Source organism: Cognatitamlana onchidii, from assembly GCF_004804355.1.
GTDB classification, from domain to species: Bacteria; Bacteroidota; Bacteroidia; order Flavobacteriales; family Flavobacteriaceae; genus Cognatitamlana; species Cognatitamlana onchidii.
In genome coordinates, this window is sequence record NZ_SRWZ01000007.1 from 151,516 (window position 1) to 172,791 (window position 21,276).

General features: G+C 32.8%; 17 protein-coding genes. All 17 read right to left on the bottom strand.

Translation table 11 applies throughout. From position 1 onward, the window contains the following. Positions 1-98: 98 nt before the first annotated feature. The 17 genes from E5D58_RS13535 to E5D58_RS13615 all read right to left on the bottom strand — a co-directional run bounded on the left by E5D58_RS13535 (position 99) and on the right by E5D58_RS13615 (position 21,181). Positions 99-2,216 carry a bi-domain-containing oxidoreductase gene (locus E5D58_RS13535; protein WP_136482665.1) on the bottom strand — a complete coding sequence of 706 codons (2,118 nt, stop codon included), beginning with the start codon at positions 2,214-2,216 and terminating at the stop codon, positions 99-101. A 142-nt stretch (positions 2,217-2,358) separates the two neighbouring features. Further along, positions 2,359-4,158, bottom strand: coding sequence for an O-antigen ligase family protein (locus tag E5D58_RS13540; RefSeq protein WP_136482667.1), 1,800 nt, complete (start codon positions 4,156-4,158; stop codon positions 2,359-2,361). 117 nt (positions 4,159-4,275) lie between these two features. Continuing rightward, complete coding sequence (locus E5D58_RS13545; protein WP_136482669.1) at positions 4,276-5,574, bottom strand: carboxypeptidase regulatory-like domain-containing protein; 1,299 nt, start codon at positions 5,572-5,574, stop codon at positions 4,276-4,278. A 68-nt stretch (positions 5,575-5,642) separates the two neighbouring features. Then, entirely contained in the window at positions 5,643-6,686 is a 1,044-nt protein-coding gene (locus E5D58_RS13550) for a glycosyltransferase (RefSeq protein WP_136482671.1), read from the bottom strand. Continuing rightward, the gene (locus tag E5D58_RS13555) at positions 6,676-7,740 is read right to left on the bottom strand and encodes a glycosyltransferase family 4 protein (protein WP_136482673.1); all 1,065 of its coding nucleotides are present in this window, start codon (positions 7,738-7,740) and stop codon (positions 6,676-6,678) included. The genes E5D58_RS13550 and E5D58_RS13555 overlap by 11 nt, the downstream gene beginning before the upstream one ends. Positions 7,741-7,745: 5 nt before the next feature. Further along, the gene (locus tag E5D58_RS13560) at positions 7,746-8,966 is read right to left on the bottom strand and encodes an O-antigen ligase family protein (protein ID WP_136482675.1); all 1,221 of its coding nucleotides are present in this window, start codon (positions 8,964-8,966) and stop codon (positions 7,746-7,748) included. Next, positions 8,963-10,267, bottom strand: coding sequence for a lipid II flippase MurJ (locus E5D58_RS13565; protein WP_136482677.1), 1,305 nt, complete (start codon positions 10,265-10,267; stop codon positions 8,963-8,965). Before E5D58_RS13565 ends, E5D58_RS13560 begins: the two co-directional genes overlap by 4 nt. A gap of 45 nt (positions 10,268-10,312) precedes the next feature. Further along, entirely contained in the window at positions 10,313-11,530 is a 1,218-nt protein-coding gene (gene wecC / locus E5D58_RS13570; protein ID WP_136482679.1) for a UDP-N-acetyl-D-mannosamine dehydrogenase, read from the bottom strand. 3 nt (positions 11,531-11,533) lie between these two features. Further along, positions 11,534-12,658 (bottom strand): non-hydrolyzing UDP-N-acetylglucosamine 2-epimerase, encoded by a 1,125-nt coding sequence (gene wecB, locus E5D58_RS13575; protein ID WP_136482681.1) that lies wholly within the window; start codon positions 12,656-12,658, stop codon positions 11,534-11,536. 55 nt (positions 12,659-12,713) lie between these two features. Beyond that, positions 12,714-13,568, bottom strand: a complete 855-nt coding sequence (gene rfbD, locus E5D58_RS13580; protein WP_136482682.1) for a dTDP-4-dehydrorhamnose reductase — start codon at positions 13,566-13,568, stop codon at positions 12,714-12,716. Beyond that, positions 13,565-14,110, bottom strand: a complete 546-nt coding sequence (gene rfbC, locus E5D58_RS13585) for a dTDP-4-dehydrorhamnose 3,5-epimerase (protein WP_136482802.1) — start codon at positions 14,108-14,110, stop codon at positions 13,565-13,567. Before rfbC ends, rfbD begins: the two co-directional genes overlap by 4 nt. Continuing rightward, entirely contained in the window at positions 14,110-14,976 is an 867-nt protein-coding gene (gene rfbA, locus E5D58_RS13590) for a glucose-1-phosphate thymidylyltransferase RfbA (RefSeq protein WP_136482684.1), read from the bottom strand. The genes rfbC and rfbA overlap by 1 nt, the downstream gene beginning before the upstream one ends. Before the next feature lies 1 nt (position 14,977). Continuing rightward, positions 14,978-16,030 (bottom strand): dTDP-glucose 4,6-dehydratase, encoded by a 1,053-nt coding sequence (gene rfbB / locus E5D58_RS13595; RefSeq protein WP_168796697.1) that lies wholly within the window; start codon positions 16,028-16,030, stop codon positions 14,978-14,980. Next, positions 16,030-17,076: a hypothetical protein gene (locus E5D58_RS13600; protein ID WP_136482688.1), complete on the bottom strand. Its 1,047-nt coding sequence runs from the start codon at positions 17,074-17,076 to the stop codon at positions 16,030-16,032. The genes rfbB and E5D58_RS13600 overlap by 1 nt, the downstream gene beginning before the upstream one ends. Before the next feature lie 8 nt (positions 17,077-17,084). Continuing rightward, positions 17,085-18,773: a DUF6909 family protein gene (locus E5D58_RS13605; protein ID WP_136482689.1), complete on the bottom strand. Its 1,689-nt coding sequence runs from the start codon at positions 18,771-18,773 to the stop codon at positions 17,085-17,087. 38 nt (positions 18,774-18,811) lie between these two features. Next, positions 18,812-20,305: a GH3 family domain-containing protein gene (locus tag E5D58_RS13610; RefSeq protein WP_136482691.1), complete on the bottom strand. Its 1,494-nt coding sequence runs from the start codon at positions 20,303-20,305 to the stop codon at positions 18,812-18,814. Then, on the bottom strand, positions 20,306-21,181 hold the full coding sequence (locus tag E5D58_RS13615; RefSeq protein ID WP_136482693.1) for a M23 family metallopeptidase: 876 nt from the start codon (positions 21,179-21,181) through the stop codon (positions 20,306-20,308). Between the last annotated feature and the right edge of the window lie 95 nt (positions 21,182-21,276).

Here is a 21,276-nt window from a genome sequence, read left to right on the forward strand (position 1 = left end):
TTCATATTTAGGGTTAAAAAAATTATGCTTAACAAAATAAACCAGTCGATAATAGACCTGCTTAAACCTTAAATACTTTAGTGTGTTAAATATTAGACTTAATTTATGTCTATCCATTTACCTTGTTTAAGTGATTCAATAGCTGCAAAAGAAGCCTTTGTTGTATTAACAATAGCTGCAAAAGCAATAATGGGACTACTTCCATTCTTCTGACTCATTATTAACTCTTTAAATTGATTATAATGCCCTTTATCTTGTTTAGAAGATGCATTTGCTCCTTTAAATCCGTAGGTTTTCAATCTACGCCAATTATCCATAATCAAAGTACGTTCTTGAGAATACACTTCAACTCGCTCTTTAGAATATGCTTTACTTCCATTTGAAAAATAATTAATAACAGCATTACTCCCATTTTCATACTTTAATAGAATACTTGCATTATCTGTGTTTTCTTCTGGGTTTTTACCCAAAGAATTCATACAAACAGCTGTTACTCTGCTTCCTGAAAAATAACTGCAAAGATCAATGTAATGACAAGCTTCACCTATGATTCTACCACCACCAACTTCCATGTCATGAACCCAAACATCCCCTGGAATAAAACCGGCATTCATTGTCGCAACAATATTAATGGGAGTATTGTCATTTCCTAAAAGCTTTTTCATTTTTTTAGATAACGGTGCAAAACGCCGATTAAAACCAACTGATATATTTACATTTTGTTTATTGTACTCATCAATTATGTCATCTAACTCAGAATTATTCAAAGCCAAAGGTTTTTCTACAAAAACACTTTTCCCAGCTTTCAAAGTTTCTAAAACCATTGATGCATGCATATGGTGTTTTGTAGTAATAAAAACAAGATCAACATCATCATCCTTCAATATTTCTTTATAATCAGACGTTGAATTCTTAATGTTATGGCGTCTCGCCATAATTGTAGAAGAAAGCCCCCCAGAACTTGCAATATATTTTACATCCGCATTTAACTTTTTAAGATTTGGTAAAATCGTAGAGCTCGTAAAATTACCAGACCCTATAATTCCTAAAACTCCTTTTTTACCCTCAAATGATTTTTGAAAAATCTCTACTGTAGATTGAGGAGACTTTGTGTCGTTATATTCCAAAATAGAGGCTATCGATTTTGGGTTCTTCATATCTCCATAAATCTTTTGATATTCTGCTAACGGAATTCGTTCGGTAATTAGGGGTTTTACATCAAGTGTTCCTTTAGAAATAGAATTTAATATCGCCTCGAAGTTTCTTTTTTCGGTCCAACGCACATAACCTATTGGATAATCATTTCCTTTTTGTTCAAACTCTTCATCATATCTTCCTGGCCCATACGAGCAAGACACTTGAAAGGATATTTCTTTTTCATAAAAATCTGCTCTGCTAATGTCTAATCCTATTACTCCTACAAGAACAATGCGTCCTCTTTTTCTACACATGTTTGCGGATTGAGAAATAATTTCATTACTCTTGCTGGATGCCGTAATAATGACACCATCGGCTCCAACTCCATTTGTATGGGCTTCTATATATTTAATTTGATCACTTCCTTCGGCTGGGTTAAGAGCCATAATACCTTTTCCTTTGGCTATTTTTATTTTTTCAGAGTCAAAATCAAAACCTACAACATTACAACCATTAGCCATTAACAATTCTGCGGTAATCAGTCCTATTAACCCCAAACCAACAACAACTATCGTTTCTCCAAAAGTGGGGTTCAACAACCTAATTCCCTGCAATCCTATCGAACCTATTACTGTAAATACAGCTTCATCGTAAGAAACATTGTCAGGAATTTTAGCAACCAAATTCTTTGGTACGTTAACAAATTCTGCATGATTCCCATTTGATGCTACCCGGTCTCCAATCTTGAATTCATTAACTCCCTTACCAACTCCCACAACTTCCCCTACATTACAATATCCTAAAGGTAAGGGCTGATTTAATTTATTAAAAACAGCATCCATAGTAGGTTTTAAGCCGTCGGTTTTTACCTTATCTAAAACCATTTTCACCTTATCCGGTTGTTGTTTCGCTTTCTGGATAAAATTGGCTTTTCCAAATTCTACCAACATTCTTTCGGTACCAAGAGAAACTAATGTTTTCGAGGTTTTTATGAGAACATGACCCGATTTTACCATTGGCACAGGTACTTCTTCTAGAATTGTTTCTCCGTTTTTAAGGTCTTGTATGATTTGTTTCATAAATCTAGTTTTCGTTTTCTAACACCATTACCAGTTTTTTAATTCCTTAACTTACTCTTTAATTTATCCATAATTATCGGAGTATCTTAAGTTTATAAAACTTAGAGATTGCGTCTTCTAAAATAAAAGCCAAAAATACAATTTATTGAGGCTTTTCTTTATACTTAATGTCATATTTTGGTAATGCAAAAAAAACTTTTCCTTCAATTTTAGATTGTTCTTTTAAAACATCTATTCTAACACCTAATGAAAAGCTATTCCTGAAACTTTCATTTTCTAATTCTAAATACTGCCAAGTATTTTTTTTATTCAGGTTATACTTTTTTCGGTATGAAACATTTACTCTATCCCAAGCAAAAACATATACTTCATTGATATTACTATCTTCAGAAAGATAACACCATATTCCAAAATTAACTTTTGCTGGCTGGTCGATAGTGGTTGTATAAACCTCTGGCGCAATAAAATAGCCTCTCTCAAACACTCTAAAATCACTTAAACTATTAAAAGAACAAGCATCCGTCACAAAAGGCAAACCCTCTTTATCTGGTAGATCTGCATATTTTACATATGTAAAAGGTAATGTCATATACGTATAAGGTTTTGCATTATCAAAACCATTAGTTTTAGACCATATAAACATCATTAAAATTAAAATAAGAGAAGCTATACTGCTTCCCAAAACAATCATATTGTCATCATTTCTATATGCGCTATTACCTCCCTCTTTACTACTATTTGTTGAAACCAAAATAAAAACCCATAGAGCCATTGGAAAAGTACCTATATCTCGCGAAAGCATTGACTCAATAAAAAAACCTATTCCAAATAATGCTAAAAACGCATATAAGTAAGGTTTTCTATCAAAGCCAACAAAAAATAAGGATACAAGAAAAAAAATAAACAAAATGATTCCAACAACACCAGTCTCAAGAACAGTTTGCAAATATTGATTATGAACATTTAATTTATTTGATAATTCTAAAATATTTCCATTGGCTTGATATGATTGCAATAGTTTATTATGAGAATCTCCTATACCCACGCCAAGAATTGGGTTGTCTGCTATTATTTCAACGGCATTTACCCAAGTAACAAAGCGATTATCAATATCTTCTAATGGCTTATTTTTCTTAATAAGGTCTATGGTTAGTTTTGTGCGTGGATGGGAACTTAAAACCGAAAACGCTGCAGTAACCAGTATAATAAGCGTCATAATAAAATATACACGTTTTACCTTAGTTCTCAAAAATTTCAAAAGAAATCCGAGGGCAATAACTAATGTACAAAGCACCAAGATTCTTGCTCCGGTAGAATATATCATAAAAAAAACAACTCCAAACAATAAGAAATATCCAACTTTTCTAACCCAGCTGATTTTCCTTATTAAATTATGGAATATTAAAGGTAGAATCATTAATAGCAAAACGCCTACATATAATCTATGTTCAAAAAAGCTTAATAGATTAACTTGACTAAATCCTTTTACTAAAGCTATTGCTCCTAAATACCCATTAAAAAACATGTAAAAACAATAACATAAACTAATTATGATAGCCGTTATTGCACCATAAAAATAAAAGCGTAAAGTTTTATTAAACTGAAGTGTTATTGTATTTGAAACAATACCAAGAATAGCAATAAGTAGTAAAGGAATTTTTTTTTCTATCTGCTTAATGCCCCCATATAAATTCTCTGAATACAATAAAGAAACTAAATGCCAAACAATAAAAAGCATTAAAAAAACATAAGGGTATTTATCTCTTGACAACTTAAAATTATGATACTCTTTTTGCTTAGCAATCTTAACCAAAGTAACCCCAATGAAAATATATGCTACAAAATTAAGATCTGAAAAAAAAGCACAAAATGCCCAAAGGTATAGGGCATATTGCTGAAAAATCTCCAATCTCGAATACTGTGGCTTTAATACTTCTGACAAAATATAAATAAACTATTTTACACTAACAGAACTTAATTTCTTATGATTTCTTTTAATTTAAGTTGTTATTTTTAACCACTGTTAAACTAAAATCTCCAAAACCATCATATTCAATTACTAAAGTTCAATTTTTTCAATATCATATATATAAAGCCTAGAGCCATATGATAACACAATTTGATTATTCATAAAGCACATGGTATATCGATCTCCATTCGACAAAATATCATGTTCATCCTCAGAGATGTAGGCAATTCCAAAATGATTACCTTCTTCATCCAAAATAGCTATTTTATTGCTGTCTCTTGCATAACTATTTATCCAAATTTCACCATTTCTAGCAGTAATCCCCCAAGTAGCCTCCGGAAAAGGTTTTTTAAATTGGTTAATTAATCCACCGTTAATTGGGTTTATTTGATTTAAATTTCTCCAAAGCATATAAAGGCTTCCATTTAAATATGCTAAATCACTTGAAGGGTCCATCCCAAAACTTTTTACTATTTTACCATCAATAGGATTTACTTGAAACAACGTACCTTCAAAAGGAACCCTATAATTTGTCCATAAATACGTGCCATCATATGCTAGTCCCTTAAAATCACCATCTAAAATAAATGTCTCTAAATTTGTACCTGTTTTAAAGTCATATTTAACAAGCTTACCGTTTTCATACATTATCCATAAATGGCTACCATAAAATTCTATACCTGTTACTGTTTTTTCAACCGCAAAATTAGTTACAGATTTGAGTTTATAAGCCGTGTTTACATTATTAGCAAATTCTTTTGTTTTTATTTTATAAATACTACTCCCTCCAAGCTTGCCTTTATCATTCATTACATAAATACGGTAATAATAGTCCGTATTAGGGTATAGACCGCCTAAAGGGGAATTCTGGTCGTCGATAAAAGTGGTATCGTTTCTAATAGTTGATACATGTCTTAAAATTCCTGTATCTTCATCTAAAGCGGAGCTTCCACTTCTATATATTTTATATTCTTTAAAGTCGTCGGAATTTGATGCATTCCACGCTAAATTAATAAACGTATTACTAACCTCAATAGGATCCGCGAAGTCTACTGGAATAGGTAAAAAAATACTCTCTAATTCAGTTCCATTATTCCCTTTAGTATTATATACTTTTTTTACATGTAACCCCTCATTATTCAAATCTTTGGATACCTCCAATGTATAGGGTACTGGATTTAAATTTTCAAATATGAATTCTCCATCATTTTTAGTTACGGTTTTATAATTGTCATTTTCATTTTTCAATAATACCTCTGCACCCTCAACCAGCTCTCCTTCTAAAAATACTCTTCCTTTTACTTCAAAGAACTTTGAATCTTCCTTTTTTGAACATGAATGAAACAAAGTAATGACTAGAAAAAACAGGGTTAAAATATTCCTTTTCATAAATTCTTGATTTGAACGAATAAAGATACAAATATCCTGGTTTTGCTTTAACAAATAGAAAATAATTTCTAAGAATTTAAATAGATCTCTAAAATTTTAGGTGTAATCTTTTCGCCATTGAAAGAAATGGGAGTTTTATTAATAGCTTTTGAAGCTTTATACAACTCGAAAGTTTTACTTAATAGTTCTTCAAAGTCCCTACTTTTAAAAAGGACCGCCTCCTTAGGTCTTTTACAAACATTACTTGCAATAACAGGAGTGTTAAAGTCTAATGCCTCTTTAACGGAAACGCCCTCTATATCAGTAGTTGTTGGTCGAATAAAAAGATCTGAAGCCTCCCATATCTGGAAGGCATTTGGTAATTTTTCTTGTAGTATTAATATATCTTTTTCTAAGCTTTTGTCCTTAATTATAGCACACAATTGACCATAGTATTGCTGATTCCCAATTTGTGGTAAGCAAAAAATTAAGCCCACATTAATATCTTTTTTTTTCAGGGCATATACCAAATCAATTAACAAATCAAAACCATATATATCAACACCTTCCTCAAAACGAAGCATAAATGCATTAGCGGATATTAAAAATTCTTTATGTTGCCTAAATTGAAGGACTTTTTTAGGTAGTTTACTTCGTTCTGTCTCCAATGGCTTTATATAAGCGGGGAGTACATGTGTTTTTAATTTATCAATTTTAAACGCTTCTGTAAATTGATTAGCGTATTCTGGATCATTTAGTATTATAAAATCTAGTCTTCTTAGAAATAAAGTTGTTAATTTCTTTTTTACACCTTTTGAGGTCTTAACAAGATTTTTATTGTGAATTGTCATCCCAATTTTATGCTTTCGTCCAAAAATTAATAGCAAAACAAAAACAATAAACTTATTTGAATGCAAATGAATTAACATCTTTGAACGAAAAGGTAAGGCAAAAAATTCATTAAGTTTACTCTTAACTTTAATTATATAATCGAATTCATTTTCATCTAACCCATTAAAATCCTTCAGTACAATATTTGAGTTAAGTTTATTAACTTCATGAATAAATCTCATTATATGTATGGATACACCTCCTATAGGAGGAGGATAGGTTCCCCAAATTTCAACTTTCATCTATAAGCTCATTATAAAACAACTCAATCTCTAGGTTTAAGTCATCAAATTTTCTAATGTTTTTATAAGTGGATTGCGCGTTTTTACTTAATTTTTTAAGTAATGCTTCATTAGATAATATTTGTCTAATTTTTGCTGTCAAATCATATATATTTTCATTTTCAACAAGCAACCCATTATGTTTATCCTTTATTACAAAAGGAATAGCGGAATTATTAAATGCAATAACCGGTAATCCGTAAGACATTGCTTCAACCATAACCATTCCATAGCCTTCATGCAAACTTGGGAAAACAAATATGGATGCCTCCTTGAGATAATCTTTCATTTGTTCATCTGAAACTCTCCCACAAAAAGTTATCTTATCCTCTAAATGACCTTCTTCTATTTTGGATTTTAGCATTAAATAATACGGGTCTTGATTTTTAAAAGCTCCAACGAGCTTAAGCTGAAAGTCTTCTTTTACCTCTTTTAACGACTCTATAAGCAGGTGTATTCCTTTCCTTGACTCTATGGTACCTATATAAAGTAAATTTGGTTCAGGATGTTTTTTTATAACTTGTAAATCGCTACTTTTTTCAAAAGCTATTTCAAGTAACCGTAAGGCCTTTTCTGGAAAAAGCCGCTTTGTTTCATTCTTCACATATCTACTCGGTATAATTATTAAATCAAAACCTTTTAAAAATCGAAGTTCAAAATATCTGTGTATCTTTCGAGTTAACCCAGATTTAACCTTATAATTATAGTGATGATGAATTACAATAAGTTTAATGTTCTTACTAAATATCTTCAAGATTTTTAAGAACAAATATTGCCTCGGATACATCCTACTGTTCGTTATTAAAACATCTGCATTAAGAAAACTATTTAGTTTCAACGAATAAATAAAATTATAAATAAGTGCAACTTTTGGCTGAATACTAAAGGTTTTATCGGTAACTGTAACAATCTCACCATGTAAATCCTTTAATTTGTTTACAAGATAAATGTCATACTTCTGTCCTCCCGTTTTTGGTTTAGTAACTTTTGGCAACAACACGGTTATTCTCTTCATTTAAATTAAATACTTTTTTGAAGCTTCCATTGCTTAGATCTTAAAAAAATGACATAGGTAATCCAGAAAAAAATATCAATAGTAATCCATCCTCGGTTTATTATTCCATTGCTTTCAAAAAAACACCTTACCAATATGCCCATAAAAATACCCCAAATAATAAAATAAAAATTTCTGTCTTTGAGGAGACTGACTTTCAGTCCTTTATAATATTTTCTTCCAATGTGCAGCAATATTAACGCCAAAATTCCTGATCCAAAAACACCAATTTCTGCTGCTGTTTCTATAAATACGTTATGAGAACTTTGAATTCCAATATCTAATAGCATATTTTTTAACCAATTTCCAACGTCCTCTTTTTCTATATAAATAGCTCCGATATCTTTTAGATTACCAAGTCCAATACCAGTATAAGGGTGATCTTTAGTAATATTTATACCAATATTAAATAAAACGTCTCTTGCAGATAAGCCCTTATCTAATCTTAACATTGTAAGAATTTTATCTTTAAAAAAGAATAAGACGCCAGACAGAGAAATAAGCCCTAAAAACAATAAACTAATAACTTTCTTTGTTAATTTGAATCGCAAATTATAAAATAAGAAAGAGACCGCTAAAGCCAGCATACTTGCCCTAGAGCCAGTTATAATAATTCCGCCTACAAAAAATAACATTAAAAAAACGAAACGACTCTTCTTCTTTTCAATAAATTTGAAATATGAGTATGCACAGGATATGTAACAAATAAATCCAGCACTATTGATATTGGAAAAAATTCCTCCGGTTCTAATACTACCATTAGATTCATGCTGCACGTTTCCCAATAGAACAGCCAAATATATAGAACCACAAACTACTATTCCTGCATAGATAATCGATTTAACGATCAATTGAAACCTATAATAATTATCCATCCATAAATACAATCCACTAATCAATAAAAAGAAAATAATAATCCTAAAAGTGATGAAAAAACTATTAGCTTTATCATAAGCATAAATTGAGGCAATTACGCATATAAATATATATAAGTATATCAGTAATGTTGTAAAATTTATTTTTACTGTAAACCTAAATTTTACTAAAAAGAAGGTAATTAACATTATTGGAAATATCATGGATATTACTTTCCTTAAAGGGGAATCCCAATATCCTGTGATAATTACCAAAAATATAAATATAGGGTAGTAATAATCATCAACTCTGTTATCAACTTCTTTCATCATTTTACTTTTAAAAACAATTCAGATCGCCTATAAAGAAGTAGCACAATTATAATCACATTCAGCATAAAACTTATACTAGTGGCCAACGATAGTCCCCAAAAATAGGATTTACTCATAAACAAAACACTTAATACAATTTTAACTACTATTGCTAAAAAAGTACTCAAAAAAAGTATTCTTTCCTTATGCAACGCAAAACACGCTTTAGCCAATAGGATATGAAAAAATATAAATGGCAGCCCTATTGACAGAACTTGAAGATATTTACTTGTAACAAAACTTGCATTATTGCTAAAAGCTCCTCTTTCAAACATCAAAGTAATTATATCCTCCCCGTAAAAGTAAAAAACAATTGAGAAAGGGAATCCCACTAAGAAAGAAAACACCAACCCTTTCTTTAAAAAACTCTTGAGAACCAGGAAATTTCTGTTTTGCGCATAAAGTGAAATTTTTGGAAAAAATACAGTTCCCAATGTCAAACCAATAATTGTTACAGGCAGATTGTTCAAAATCCCTGCATAGTACATTGAAGATATATGTCCTTCAGGCAAATCTGCAATAAAAGACCTGTCAATTAAGGCATAGCTCTGCCCCAAAAATTCGATTAAAAGTATTATCACATAAGACCCCACATGTAACTTATTTGGCTGAAGGGAAAATCTAAAATATTTAAAAATATTTCTTTTAACTAAATCAAAAACAAACACAAATATTTGTAAAACACTTCCCAAAACAAGACCATATGCAAATGAAAGCACCCCATATTCTTGATAAAAAAATAGGACTGATAAAATAACACAGATATGGATGAGTAATGGTGTAAATGCAGGTAACGTAAACCTTTCTTTTGCGTTATAAACAGCTTTAAAAATGTTGTAAGTTGAACTAAAAAAAGTGAAAAAAGCAAATAAAATGGTAAGATTAGATGCTAATTGTATGTGATTTTCAAATTGAATTGAAGGTGTTAACTTAATATAAAGTTGAAACAATAAGTTATATATAATAACTATAATTAGCAGAAATATTATATATGGCCAAAAAAACTGTTTGGCAAAGAGGGTATAGAATTTAGCTTCGGATTTTTGGCCCAAATCAAGTCTTGGAATTACAATATGAGGTATAGCGTATAAAAGCAAACTAATTATCATGTTGGGCACAACGAAAACTGTTAAGAGTATGTCGAACTCCTGTGAAACACCAAATCTAGAAGCAATGACTAACTCTCTAAGAAATCCAATCGCCTTACTCGACAAAGTAGCAATAAGAAGAATACTAAAATTTTTTTTCCATGATTGCTTCATACAATAAAGCTTCCTCTAATAGTGACCACTTTTCTTTCCATCGTTCTACTTTCTAAATACCCCGCAAAAATCTAAAACAATCTTGTCTTCATTCAGTTCTAGGGCTTTAAACTCATCATGGGCTACTAAAAACACCACAATATCTGCGTTTTTAGCAGCTTCGGTATAATCTGTTAACTTAAAGATATTATGTACATCTATGTTGGGCTCTACAATATAGTGTTTCTCATTATTGGCATTCTGCAATATTTTTTGAGCTATATATTTTGCTGGAGACTCTCTTAGATCATCAATGTTAGGCTTAAAGGCTAAGCCCATTATAGCAACACTTGGCTTTCTACCATGAGCTAATTCAAACTCTAATTTAGCTGTCTGTACTTTTTCTGCACACCAAAAAGACTTATAATTGTTAATCTCCCTGGCCTTTCCTATTATTTTAGACTCCATAGGGTAATCTGCTACTATAAAGTAAGGATCTACCGCAATGCAATGCCCTCCAACCCCACAACCAGGTTGCAAAATATTAACTCGAGGGTGTTTATTTGCTAATTCTATTAATTCCCATACATTTATTCCAGCCTTATCGCATATTAAAGATAATTCGTTGGCAAAAGCTATTTGTACATCTCTTGATGAATTCTCAACTAGTTTACACATTTCTGCCGTTCTAGCATTGGTACGGTGCAAATCTCCTTTTATAAACTGTTTATAGAACGATAGGGCCTTCTCTGTCGATTCTTCATCAACCCCGCCAATAACTCTATCATTATGAACTAACTCATACATAACATTCCCTGGTAAAACACGTTCTGGACAATAAGCAATATTTAGCATGCCTTCAAGCTCTGGTCTTTCAGAATATATAAGCTGCATCATTTTTTCTGTTGTACCTATGGGAGAGGTTGATTCAATGATATATAAATCATCCTTTTTCAAAAGAGGTAGTATCGCTTTAGTGGCAGATTCAACAAACGAAATATCTGGTTCATTTTTTGCCTTAAAAGGGGTTGGAACAACAATTAAATATGTATTAGCCTCTACGGGAACCGTGTCTGCTTTCAAATAACCGTTTTTTACGGCGCTTGCAACTGCCAAATCTAATTCTGGCTCGACAATATGTATCTTTCCTGCATTAATTGTTTCAACAACCTTAGAGTTTATATCAACCCCGTGAACGTAAGTTTTATTTTGAGCTATTAAGGCTGCCGTAGGTAATCCGATATACCCTAAACCTATCATTACTACTTGTGGTTTTTTGTTCATATCTTATAACTTAGTAATAAATTCAACAATTCTTTTACAGGCCATTCCATTTCCATAAGGATTATGTAACCTACTCATGCTATTATAGCTTTTATTTGATAGTAAACGATTCGTCTCTTTTACTATTTTTTCTGTATTCGTCCCCACTAATAAAACCGTTCCAGCATCAACCGCTTCAGGCCTTTCTGTAGTATTCCTCATAACCAAAACAGGCTTCCCCAAACTTGGTGCCTCTTCTTGCACGCCACCGCTATCTGTTATTATTAAATAAGATTTGTTCATTAACCAAACAAAGGCAGGATAGGATAAGGGCGAGATTAATTTTATATTGCTCACTTCTCCCAAAAGCTTATAAACAGGTTTTTGTACATTTGGATTAAGGTGCACAGGATAAACAATCTCAACATCTTGGTTGGCCTGAGCTATATCTTTTAAGGCATGGCAAATATTAACGAATCCGTCTCCGTGGTTTTCTCTTCTATGACCAGTTACTAATATAATTCTTTTAGAAAGATCTAATATGGTCTTTAGTCCATCTACCTCTTCGTCAGAATAGTCTTCTGAAGAAACCTTATTTGTGCTAAACTTAAGAGCATCAATAACCGTGTTTCCAGTAACCAAAATTAAATCATCTTTTATATTCTCCTTTAGTAAGTTTTTCTTCGACGTGATGGTTGGGGCAAAATGGTAGTCTGATACTACGCCCGTAATACTTCTGTTAACCTCTTCTGGAAAAGGAGATCTTTTATTAAAGGTTCTCAATCCAGCCTCAATATGGCAAACCTTAGAACCCGAATAAAATGCAGCTATACTAGCAGCCATTGTAGTGGTGGTATCACCATGAACATATACAAAATCCGGATTAAACTCCTCTAAAACAACCTTCAGCCCTTGTATAATTTCTGCCGTCAAAGAGTATAAGTTTTGATTAGGCTTCATTAGGTCTAAATCATAATCTGCAGTAATTTCGAAAAAAGATAAAACTTGATCCAACATTTCACGATGCTGAGCCGTAATGCAAACTTTTGTGTCAAATTTATTAGGGAATCTTTGAAACTCTTTAATCAATGGAGCCATTTTTATTGCCTCCGGCCTTGTACCAAAAATCAATAAATTCTTTTTTTTCATATCCTACCTTTCCTTCTTTAAATTAACCATATAGTCCATACCCTATTGCTTAAAGCTATTTTAGTCTTGATAAACACGTACTTAAACTATCCTTCCAATATGGAATATTTAAGCTAAAAGCATCCTTTATCTTACCTTTATTCATCACACTATAAGCTGGTCTTGCTGCTGGTGTTGGGTACTCTTCAGATTTAATCGGATTTAATTGCACTGTTGCTTCCGACAAATCAAATATCTCTTTAGCAAAATCGTACCAACTTACTATACCCGCATTACTGTAATGATATAGTCCATAACAATCCTTTCTTTCTGCAATAAGTTTCAAAATAACATTGGCTAGATCTCTTGCATAGGTGGGAGTCCCTATTTGATCATTTACAACGCTTAAAACTTCTTTCGTCTTAGCTAACCTTAACATAGTTTTCAAGAAGTTATTCCCATGCTCCGAGTACAACCAAGCCGTTCTAATAATAAAATGTTCGCTAAAAGTGTGGCCTATTTCTTTTTCTCCCTTCAATTTAGAGGCTCCATAAACATTTATTGGCTCTGGCATATCTTCCTCGGTATAAGGGACTGATTGATTTCCATTAAAAACAAAATCTGTAGAAATATGAATTAAAACAGCATTGTGTCTAGCACAAGCCGAGGCCAAATTTTTTGGGCCGAGCGCATTAATTTTATAGGATTTTTCTACATCTGATTCAGCCTCATCAACAGCAGTGTAAGCAGCACAATTTATACAGTAATCAACTTGGTTTGATTCAAAAAATGGAATGACCTCATCCATTTTACAAATATCTAGTTCTTGATAATCTGTGTAAATAAAGTTAAACCCCATATAATTAGGCGATAAATCTCTTATGCAGTGTCCAAGTTGACCACTAGCTCCAGTAACTAAAATATTTATCATATAAGGGTTTTATCAAATTCAGGTAATATTAAATCTTTCTCTGAAACAATTAGTTGTTCATCTGGCAACTTCCAATCAATGTTTAAACTCTTATCTGAATACAATACCCCGCCTTCAGATTCTTTGTTGTAGTAATTATCACATTTATATGAAAAACGTGCAGTGTTGCTTAAAACAACAAAGCCATGAGCAAAGCCTCTTGGTATAAACAACTGCCTTTTATTTTCTTCAGATAGTTCAACAGCAATATGTTGCCCAAATGTTGGTGATTCTCTTCTGATATCAACCGCCACATCCAAAACTTGTCCTTCAAGAACTCTTACCAATTTTGCTTGTGCATATTTCCCTTGTTGAAAATGTAGTCCCCTCAGAACTCCTTGAAAAGACAAGGACTCGTTATCTTGGACAAAACCAACTTTATTCCCTACAATTTCGTTAAAAACAGCTTCATTATAAGACTCGAAAAAATAACCTCTTTTATCTTCAAATAGTTTCGGTTCAAGAATAATACAACCTTCTAATTCAGTTAGGGTAGCCTTCATCATTTCTCCTTTAATATGCCTAGCAAATTCTTTCCATAGCCACTTTTCAATAGAGGCTCTGCCAAAACTTTAAACTGACTTTCATTAATATAACCCATTTCAAATGCAGCTGCTTCAATAGCACCTATTTTTAGCCCTTGTCTTTCTTCTATGACTTCAACAAATTGAGCTGCCTGCATAAGGGATTGAAATGTTCCCGTATCTAACCAGGCCGTACCTCTATCTAAGATACTTACATTTAATTTCCCTAGTTCCAGATACTGTTTGTTAACATCTGTTATCTCTAGTTCCCCTCTCTGACTGGGTTTAATATTTTTGGCTATTCCAACTACAGAATTATCGTAAAAATAAATTCCAGGAACCGCGTAGTTTGATCTTGGTTCAGCTGGTTTTTCCTCAATAGAAATAGCTTTGTTGTTATCATCAAATTCCACTACCCCATAACGCTCTGGATCATGAACCCTATAAGCGTAAATAATCCCTCCTTCAGGATTATTGTTTGCCCTTAAGAGTTTCTTGAGCCCAGTCCCGTAAAAAATATTATCTCCTAATATTAATGCCACCTTGTCGTTTCCTATAAACTCTTCTCCAATTAAAAACGCCTCAGCCAATCCATTAGGAGCTTCTTGAATAGCATATTCAAAAGAACATCCGTACTTTTCACCATCTCCTAATAAGTCTTTAAATAGTGGTAAGTCCTTAGGCGTAGAAATAATCAAAATTTCTCGAATCCCTGAATACATTAAAGTAGACAGAGGATAATATATCATAGGCTTATCATAAATAGGCATAAGTTGCTTGCTTACTGTAAGTGTTAGCGGGTGTAATCGTGTTCCTGACCCCCCCGCGAGTATAATTCCTTTCATACTATTTATTATAGTGATTTTCGTAATAAGACTGATATTCCCCACTTGTTACATCATCTAACCACTCTTTATTATTTAAATACCATTCAATTGTTTTTTCAAGTCCTTGCTCAAAAGTTACCGAAGGCTGCCAGCCTAATTCGTTCTTTATTTTGGAAGCGTCAATAGCATATCTTAAATCATGACCTGGACGGTCTTTGACATATGTAATGAGCTTTTCAGAAGTTCCCTTTTTCCTTCCTAATTTACTGTCCATTTGCTCACATAGCAACTTGACCAAATCAATGTTTTTCCATTCATTAAACCCTCCTATATTATAAGTTTCTTCGTTTAATCCTTTATGATAAACCAAATCAATTGCTATCGCATGATCTTTAACATACAACCAATCTCTAGTATAATTTCCATCGCCATATACTGGTAATGGTTTGTTGTGTATTATATTATTTATGAATAACGGAATTAGTTTCTCGGGAAACTGGTTCTCACCATAATTATTAGAGCAATTTGTAATAACATAGGGCAAACCATAGGTTTCGCTGTAGGCTCTAACAAAATGATCTGAACTGGCCTTCGAAGCTGAATAAGGAGAATTCGGATCGTAAGAAGTGGATTCTGTAAATAATCCTGTTTCCCCTAATGTCCCGTAGACCTCATCTGTACTAATATGATAAAAACGTTTACCTTCAAAATTATCTTTCCATAAATCTTTGAAAGCATTCAATAAGTTTAATGTACCTATAATATTAGTTTTCACAAATGCCAAAGGGTCTTTTATCGACCTATCCACATGCGATTCCGCAGCCAAATGAATAACTCCTTCAAATCTATGCGTTTGAAAGATTTCTGAGATAAATGCTTCATCATTAATATCTCCTTTTATAAAAGTATAATTAGCCTCTTCCTCAATATCTTTAAGATTTGAGAGATTACCTGCATATGTCAAGGCATCTAAATTAAAAATCTTATAGTTAGGATATTTCTTCACAAAAAGCCGAACCACATGCGACCCAATAAAACCAGCTCCTCCTGTAATTAATACTCTCACTTTCACTACTTATTATAGTTCTTCAAAAAACTATTTAATGTTATTAAGCCAAAAAACAAGATCATTATGCAAACGATTACAATAGGAACAATAAACTTATAACTATTTAAAACCCCTTTTAATTCTACACCCTTTGAAGGGAAGTCTGAAATAACATTTAAAATACTAGATTTATTCGCTCGTTCTTCGTTAAGTTCAACCAGTCTTGCTTTTAAAGCTTCCATTTTATTTATTAAAGAAAGTTCTTTGTTTTCACTAGATCCATTTTGTCCCAAACTAATATTTGTTCCTGATTCGATCTTTTCAGCTTCTTTTAGCATGACTTTCTTGTATAACAACTGTAATGAGTCTATTTCAATCAATTGTTTATTGTACAAACTATCTTGTAATTGAATATTAACATCACTAATATCCTTCTGAAGATTAAAATAATCGTTGCTTGAAATAGAGTTTATGATAGCAGGCTGTATTTGTTTGGCGATAACATTACTTGAGGCAACAACAGAAACGGTATGAAAACGGGCATCTAAGGAATTAAAATTCTTAAGATATGCTTTCATATCAATGGCCTTCTGAGTAGTTGTATCTAAACTGCGTACAAATTCATCAAATAACAGCACTTTTTGGTTTTCATCGGAATATGACTCAACGGAAAATTTCTTAATATAAGAAGCTTCCCTTTGAGAAATATTAAGAGCCTCTGCCAAAGCCGTAGAGTCCTTAGATACGGCTAACTCATTATAAAAGTTTATATTGTTATACAGCTGTTGAACACTGTTAAAATTTGGCTCTAATACCATGGTGGAAATATATTTAGGTTCTTTATTGTAATCTAAATAAACCCCGATTAATAAGCCTATTACCCCAGCAATCGCAAACTTTATAAAATGTTTTTGAATAAAAAGCAAAAACAATATAATAATTCGAAAAATGCCTTTGAAAATGCTTCCAATAAATTTAAAAAAACGCTCAAAGGCATTTCCTATAAGCTTAAACAATTGGCCTAAATCTACCTCTTCTGATTGTTGCGGCTGACTAGATTCTTTACTCATAATAGTTGTTAATTAAGTATTTGCTGTATAATTGTTTTCGTAATTAAATATGTCGGTCTTACCCCAGTGGTACCAAGTCCACCAGATGCCAAAGTAGCTCCTGTTTCAAGTGGGTTATCACTAGCGTAATAGGCATATCGTACTTTTACATCCTTCTTTATACTTCCTCTTACTTTCGATGCCGCTTGAATAGCTTTTTGATAATGCGCCCCTTCCATCTCTAACCCTATAACTTGCCAAGTGGAATTATAAAAGAATTTCAAAATATCCTTGTTTTGCAAGGACGTTCCTAATACGGTAATCATCGCGCCTTCATAAACACCAACTCCTTGCCCCTCAACATCTTCTTTTTTTAATTCGTTTTTAAAAGGATAGTTATCGGCAGTGCCTTCAAAAATATGTGCTGAAGGAATCATAATATCTCCCTTTCCTCCTTCTAAAATACCCGCCTTACCCATTATAGATACCGATTCTACATTTAAATGAATTTTTTCATCCTGCCTTTTATATGGTTTTAATAGTTCATCAATTGATTCATAGGCCTGTTCCCCAAATGCATAATCCATAACCAAAACTACAGGCTTTTCTTTTTCAATAACAACTTCTGACATCTTAACACCAACTTTTGAAATATCCATTTTAGACGTGTCAAATATCTGAACATCAATATTTGCTCTAGATTTATCTTCAATATAAATCATCCCATTTTGCAAGGCTACTTTTGTAACTTTATTCCTTAATGCCTCATTCTCTTTTTTACTCAACGATTCATAAAGCTCAACAACATCCAAATTTGATGTTTTGGCCTTTAAAGCCTTTCCTGCAAAAAGCGTATTCATAACGCTATGCATATTAGCACTTATTATATGCAAAGGCCTCTCCAAAAGATTATGGCTATATAGTACTTCTTTGATAGAATTTGCCCATAATTCTCCATGAATGTGATGCCCTATTCTTTCTCTTAAAACAGGACTAAAAGTAACCGTTCTTTTGTTATTATGAACCAGTTCTTCTATGGCCAACTTACCTAACCAATATACAATATGCAAAAGTCTTTCTGGTTGTGACGGACAAGAAAATGACCTGTAGATTACATTTATTTCGTTAAACGCTCTTCCAAGGATATTTGCAGCATGTGTAATAGCTACCTCCCTCTGTTCATTTGTAAGCTTCTTTTTTGAAAGTACTACTTTTTCTAACTTGATCCAATCGCGCGTTGTCGAACCTTCCTCATCAATTAATACTCGGTTCCCAATTTTATGAGATTCAATAAAAAGAAACGTTAAATGGGTAAGAATATCGTAGATTTCTGAACGCCCTCTTGTAATTTCAATATTCATCTGTTCATCATCTATTCTATAACAATTACGTCGTCTTTTTTTAGGAATAATAGGTTCAAAATGCGAATTGGAGTATCCTTCATCACTTGTCAAGTTTATAAACGAACACTCTTCAATACCTCGTGGTAATCTATCTATAACATAAAGAAGCCCTTCTAGCTCTGCTTTTTCTTCGCCTACCGAACCATAAATTTCTGGTCTTAACAGTAATAATGCTTGCCTTAAGGTTTCGCCAGAAACTCCCATAGGTTTGTAAAACCCTCTATTAAACAAATGACGCATGGTAATATACATGCGCTCTATGGCGTTAGAGCTCTCTTGCGCCCTTGTTCTTTCATGTTGCTTATTACTGGCCATAGCTTAATTTGAATGGGCCAAAGATAAGATTATTTGAACTAATTTACATACGTTAGCTTGTCAACAATTTTTCTATCGTTTGATAATCTTGGAATTTTGTTTTGCCCTCCAAGTTTACCAACAGATTTCATATAGTTTTGAAACCCATTTTTTTCAACAATAGTTATCTTTAAAGGTTGCAAGACTTTTCCTTGAATTAAATCAAAATAATAAGTGTTTTGCCTTTGAAGTGATTCATCTATTCTTCTGGAGAACTCCATAATATCTTGAGGTGTTTTCTCAAACTCAATAAACCACTCATGGTACGGCAACCCTTCTGGAGGGGTTATTTGCGGAGCAACTGTAAATTCTGAGATTTGTATATCCAACCCTAAAACAGCTTCTTGCATAGCTTGCTCAACCTCTTTACCAATAACATGCTCCCCAAACGCTGAAATAAAGTGTTTTATTCGGCCTGAAACAACAACTCTGTAGGGTTTTATGGAGGTAAATATTACAGTGTCTCCAATATTATAAGCCCATAGCCCGGCATTGGTAGAAATTATCATTACATAATTTACCTCTAATTCAACATCTTTTATTGTAATCCGCTCTGGGTTTTCGTCAAAGAAATGGTCTGCCTTAACAAACTCATAAAATATCCCAGAGTTTAATAGAAGTAACATCCCTTTTTCTGCCTGTTTGTCTTGAAAAGCAAAAAAACCTTCACTAGCTGGATATAACTCAATACTATCAACACGTCTTCCTATTAAATTCTCAAATTTAGCACGGTAAGGTTCGTAATTAACTCCCCCAAAAATGAAGAGATTAAAGTTTTTAAATATATCGCCTACCTTTTGACCGGTTTTACTTTGAAGTTTCTCAAAATACATTTGTACCCAGGATGGAATCCCAGAAATAACCGTCATATTTTCTGGTAAGGTTTCTTCGACTATGGCATCAACCTTGGTTTCCCAATCTTCAATGCAATTGGTTTCCCAAGACGGCAACCTATTTTTCTGTAGATATTTAGGAACATAATGCGCTACAATACCTGAAAGTCTGCCCAATTGCACCCCGTTTTGCTCCTTTAGTATGGGGCTTCCTTGAAGGAAAATCATTTTTCCATCAACGAACTTATTATTACCTGTTTCGTGAATATAAAATAAAATAGCATTTCTGGCAGCTTCAACATGACCAGGCATACTTTCCTTAGAAATGGGAATATATTTAGCTCCTGAAGTAGTCCCTGACGTTTTAGCAAAATACAGGGGTTTTCCTTTCCAAAGAACATCCTCTTTTCCTGCAACCACTTTTTCAACGTATGGCTTTAAGCCTTCATAATCCCTTATTGGGACGCGTTGTACAAAATCTGCATGATTATTTATATTGACAAAATCATGGTCTTTTCCAAATTCTGTTCTGATAGCATCATGAATCAAGCTTTGAAATACTTTTTCTTGCGCCCTAATAGGGTTATTAGCCCACTTTTGAACTTTTTTAAAGATTCGTTTCGCAAACAGTTTTGCTAATACAGGTTTTAATGATACCATTTACTTAAAATCTATAAAGTTAGTTGGGTTTATTGGATAGCCATCACTCCATAATTCAAAATGTAAATGCGGTCCTGTAGATAGCTCTCCAGTATTTCCTGCAGAGGCAATTACCTCACCCGATTTTACTAATTCTCCTTGTTCTTTATTAAGTTCTGCACAATGTTTATATATAGATATTAAGCCATAGCTATGTTCTAAAATAATTACATAGCCAGTGCTTGCTGTCCATTCGGCAAAAATTACCACGCCATCGGCTGTTGCTTTTATTGGAGTATCTTTTGCGACTACAATATCTACAGCATAATGCTTTTCCTGAGCATTATAGGGTTCTGTTATTTCTCCATTTACAGGTGGAAACAGCACAAAATTAGTTGCCGAGGTAGCCGATTCAAAAAGGTTGTACTTGTCCTCTTTATCAACTTTTTCACGCAACAATGAATCTTCTGCTGTTGGTGCTAAATCGACTTCGCTGGCCTCAATTTTAACAGCATCAATGATAGAATCTCTATTAAAATCAATAGTGCTTACGTCTCCTGTTAGCACTTTTTTAATGGAGGCATAATACCGATCATTCATTAAAATAACCTGACGCAAAGAATCTGTTTTATAAGTGAGCTCTGTAGCCTTCTTTTTTAATGCTGTGGAGGAATAACCTGGAATGTATTCTCTAAGAGGTGTAAAGGCAATAATAATGTATGTTATTGAAATAAAGAACACGGCAATTAATGATCCCATTACGAAAACATTTAGCCTCGTTAACTTGAACGATAGGCGCTCTTCAAAGGTATTCTCATTAAGAATCACTAGGCGGTACTTATCAAGTAGCTTACGCCTTAATTTTAGTCTTCTTAGTCTCTTTTCCTTTTCTCCCATTATCCACAAAAATAAATAGAATTTATGACTTTATTCATGTGGTTTTAATAAAGCCCAATTTTAATTATCATTAGTAATTACAGCATTTGAGCTGC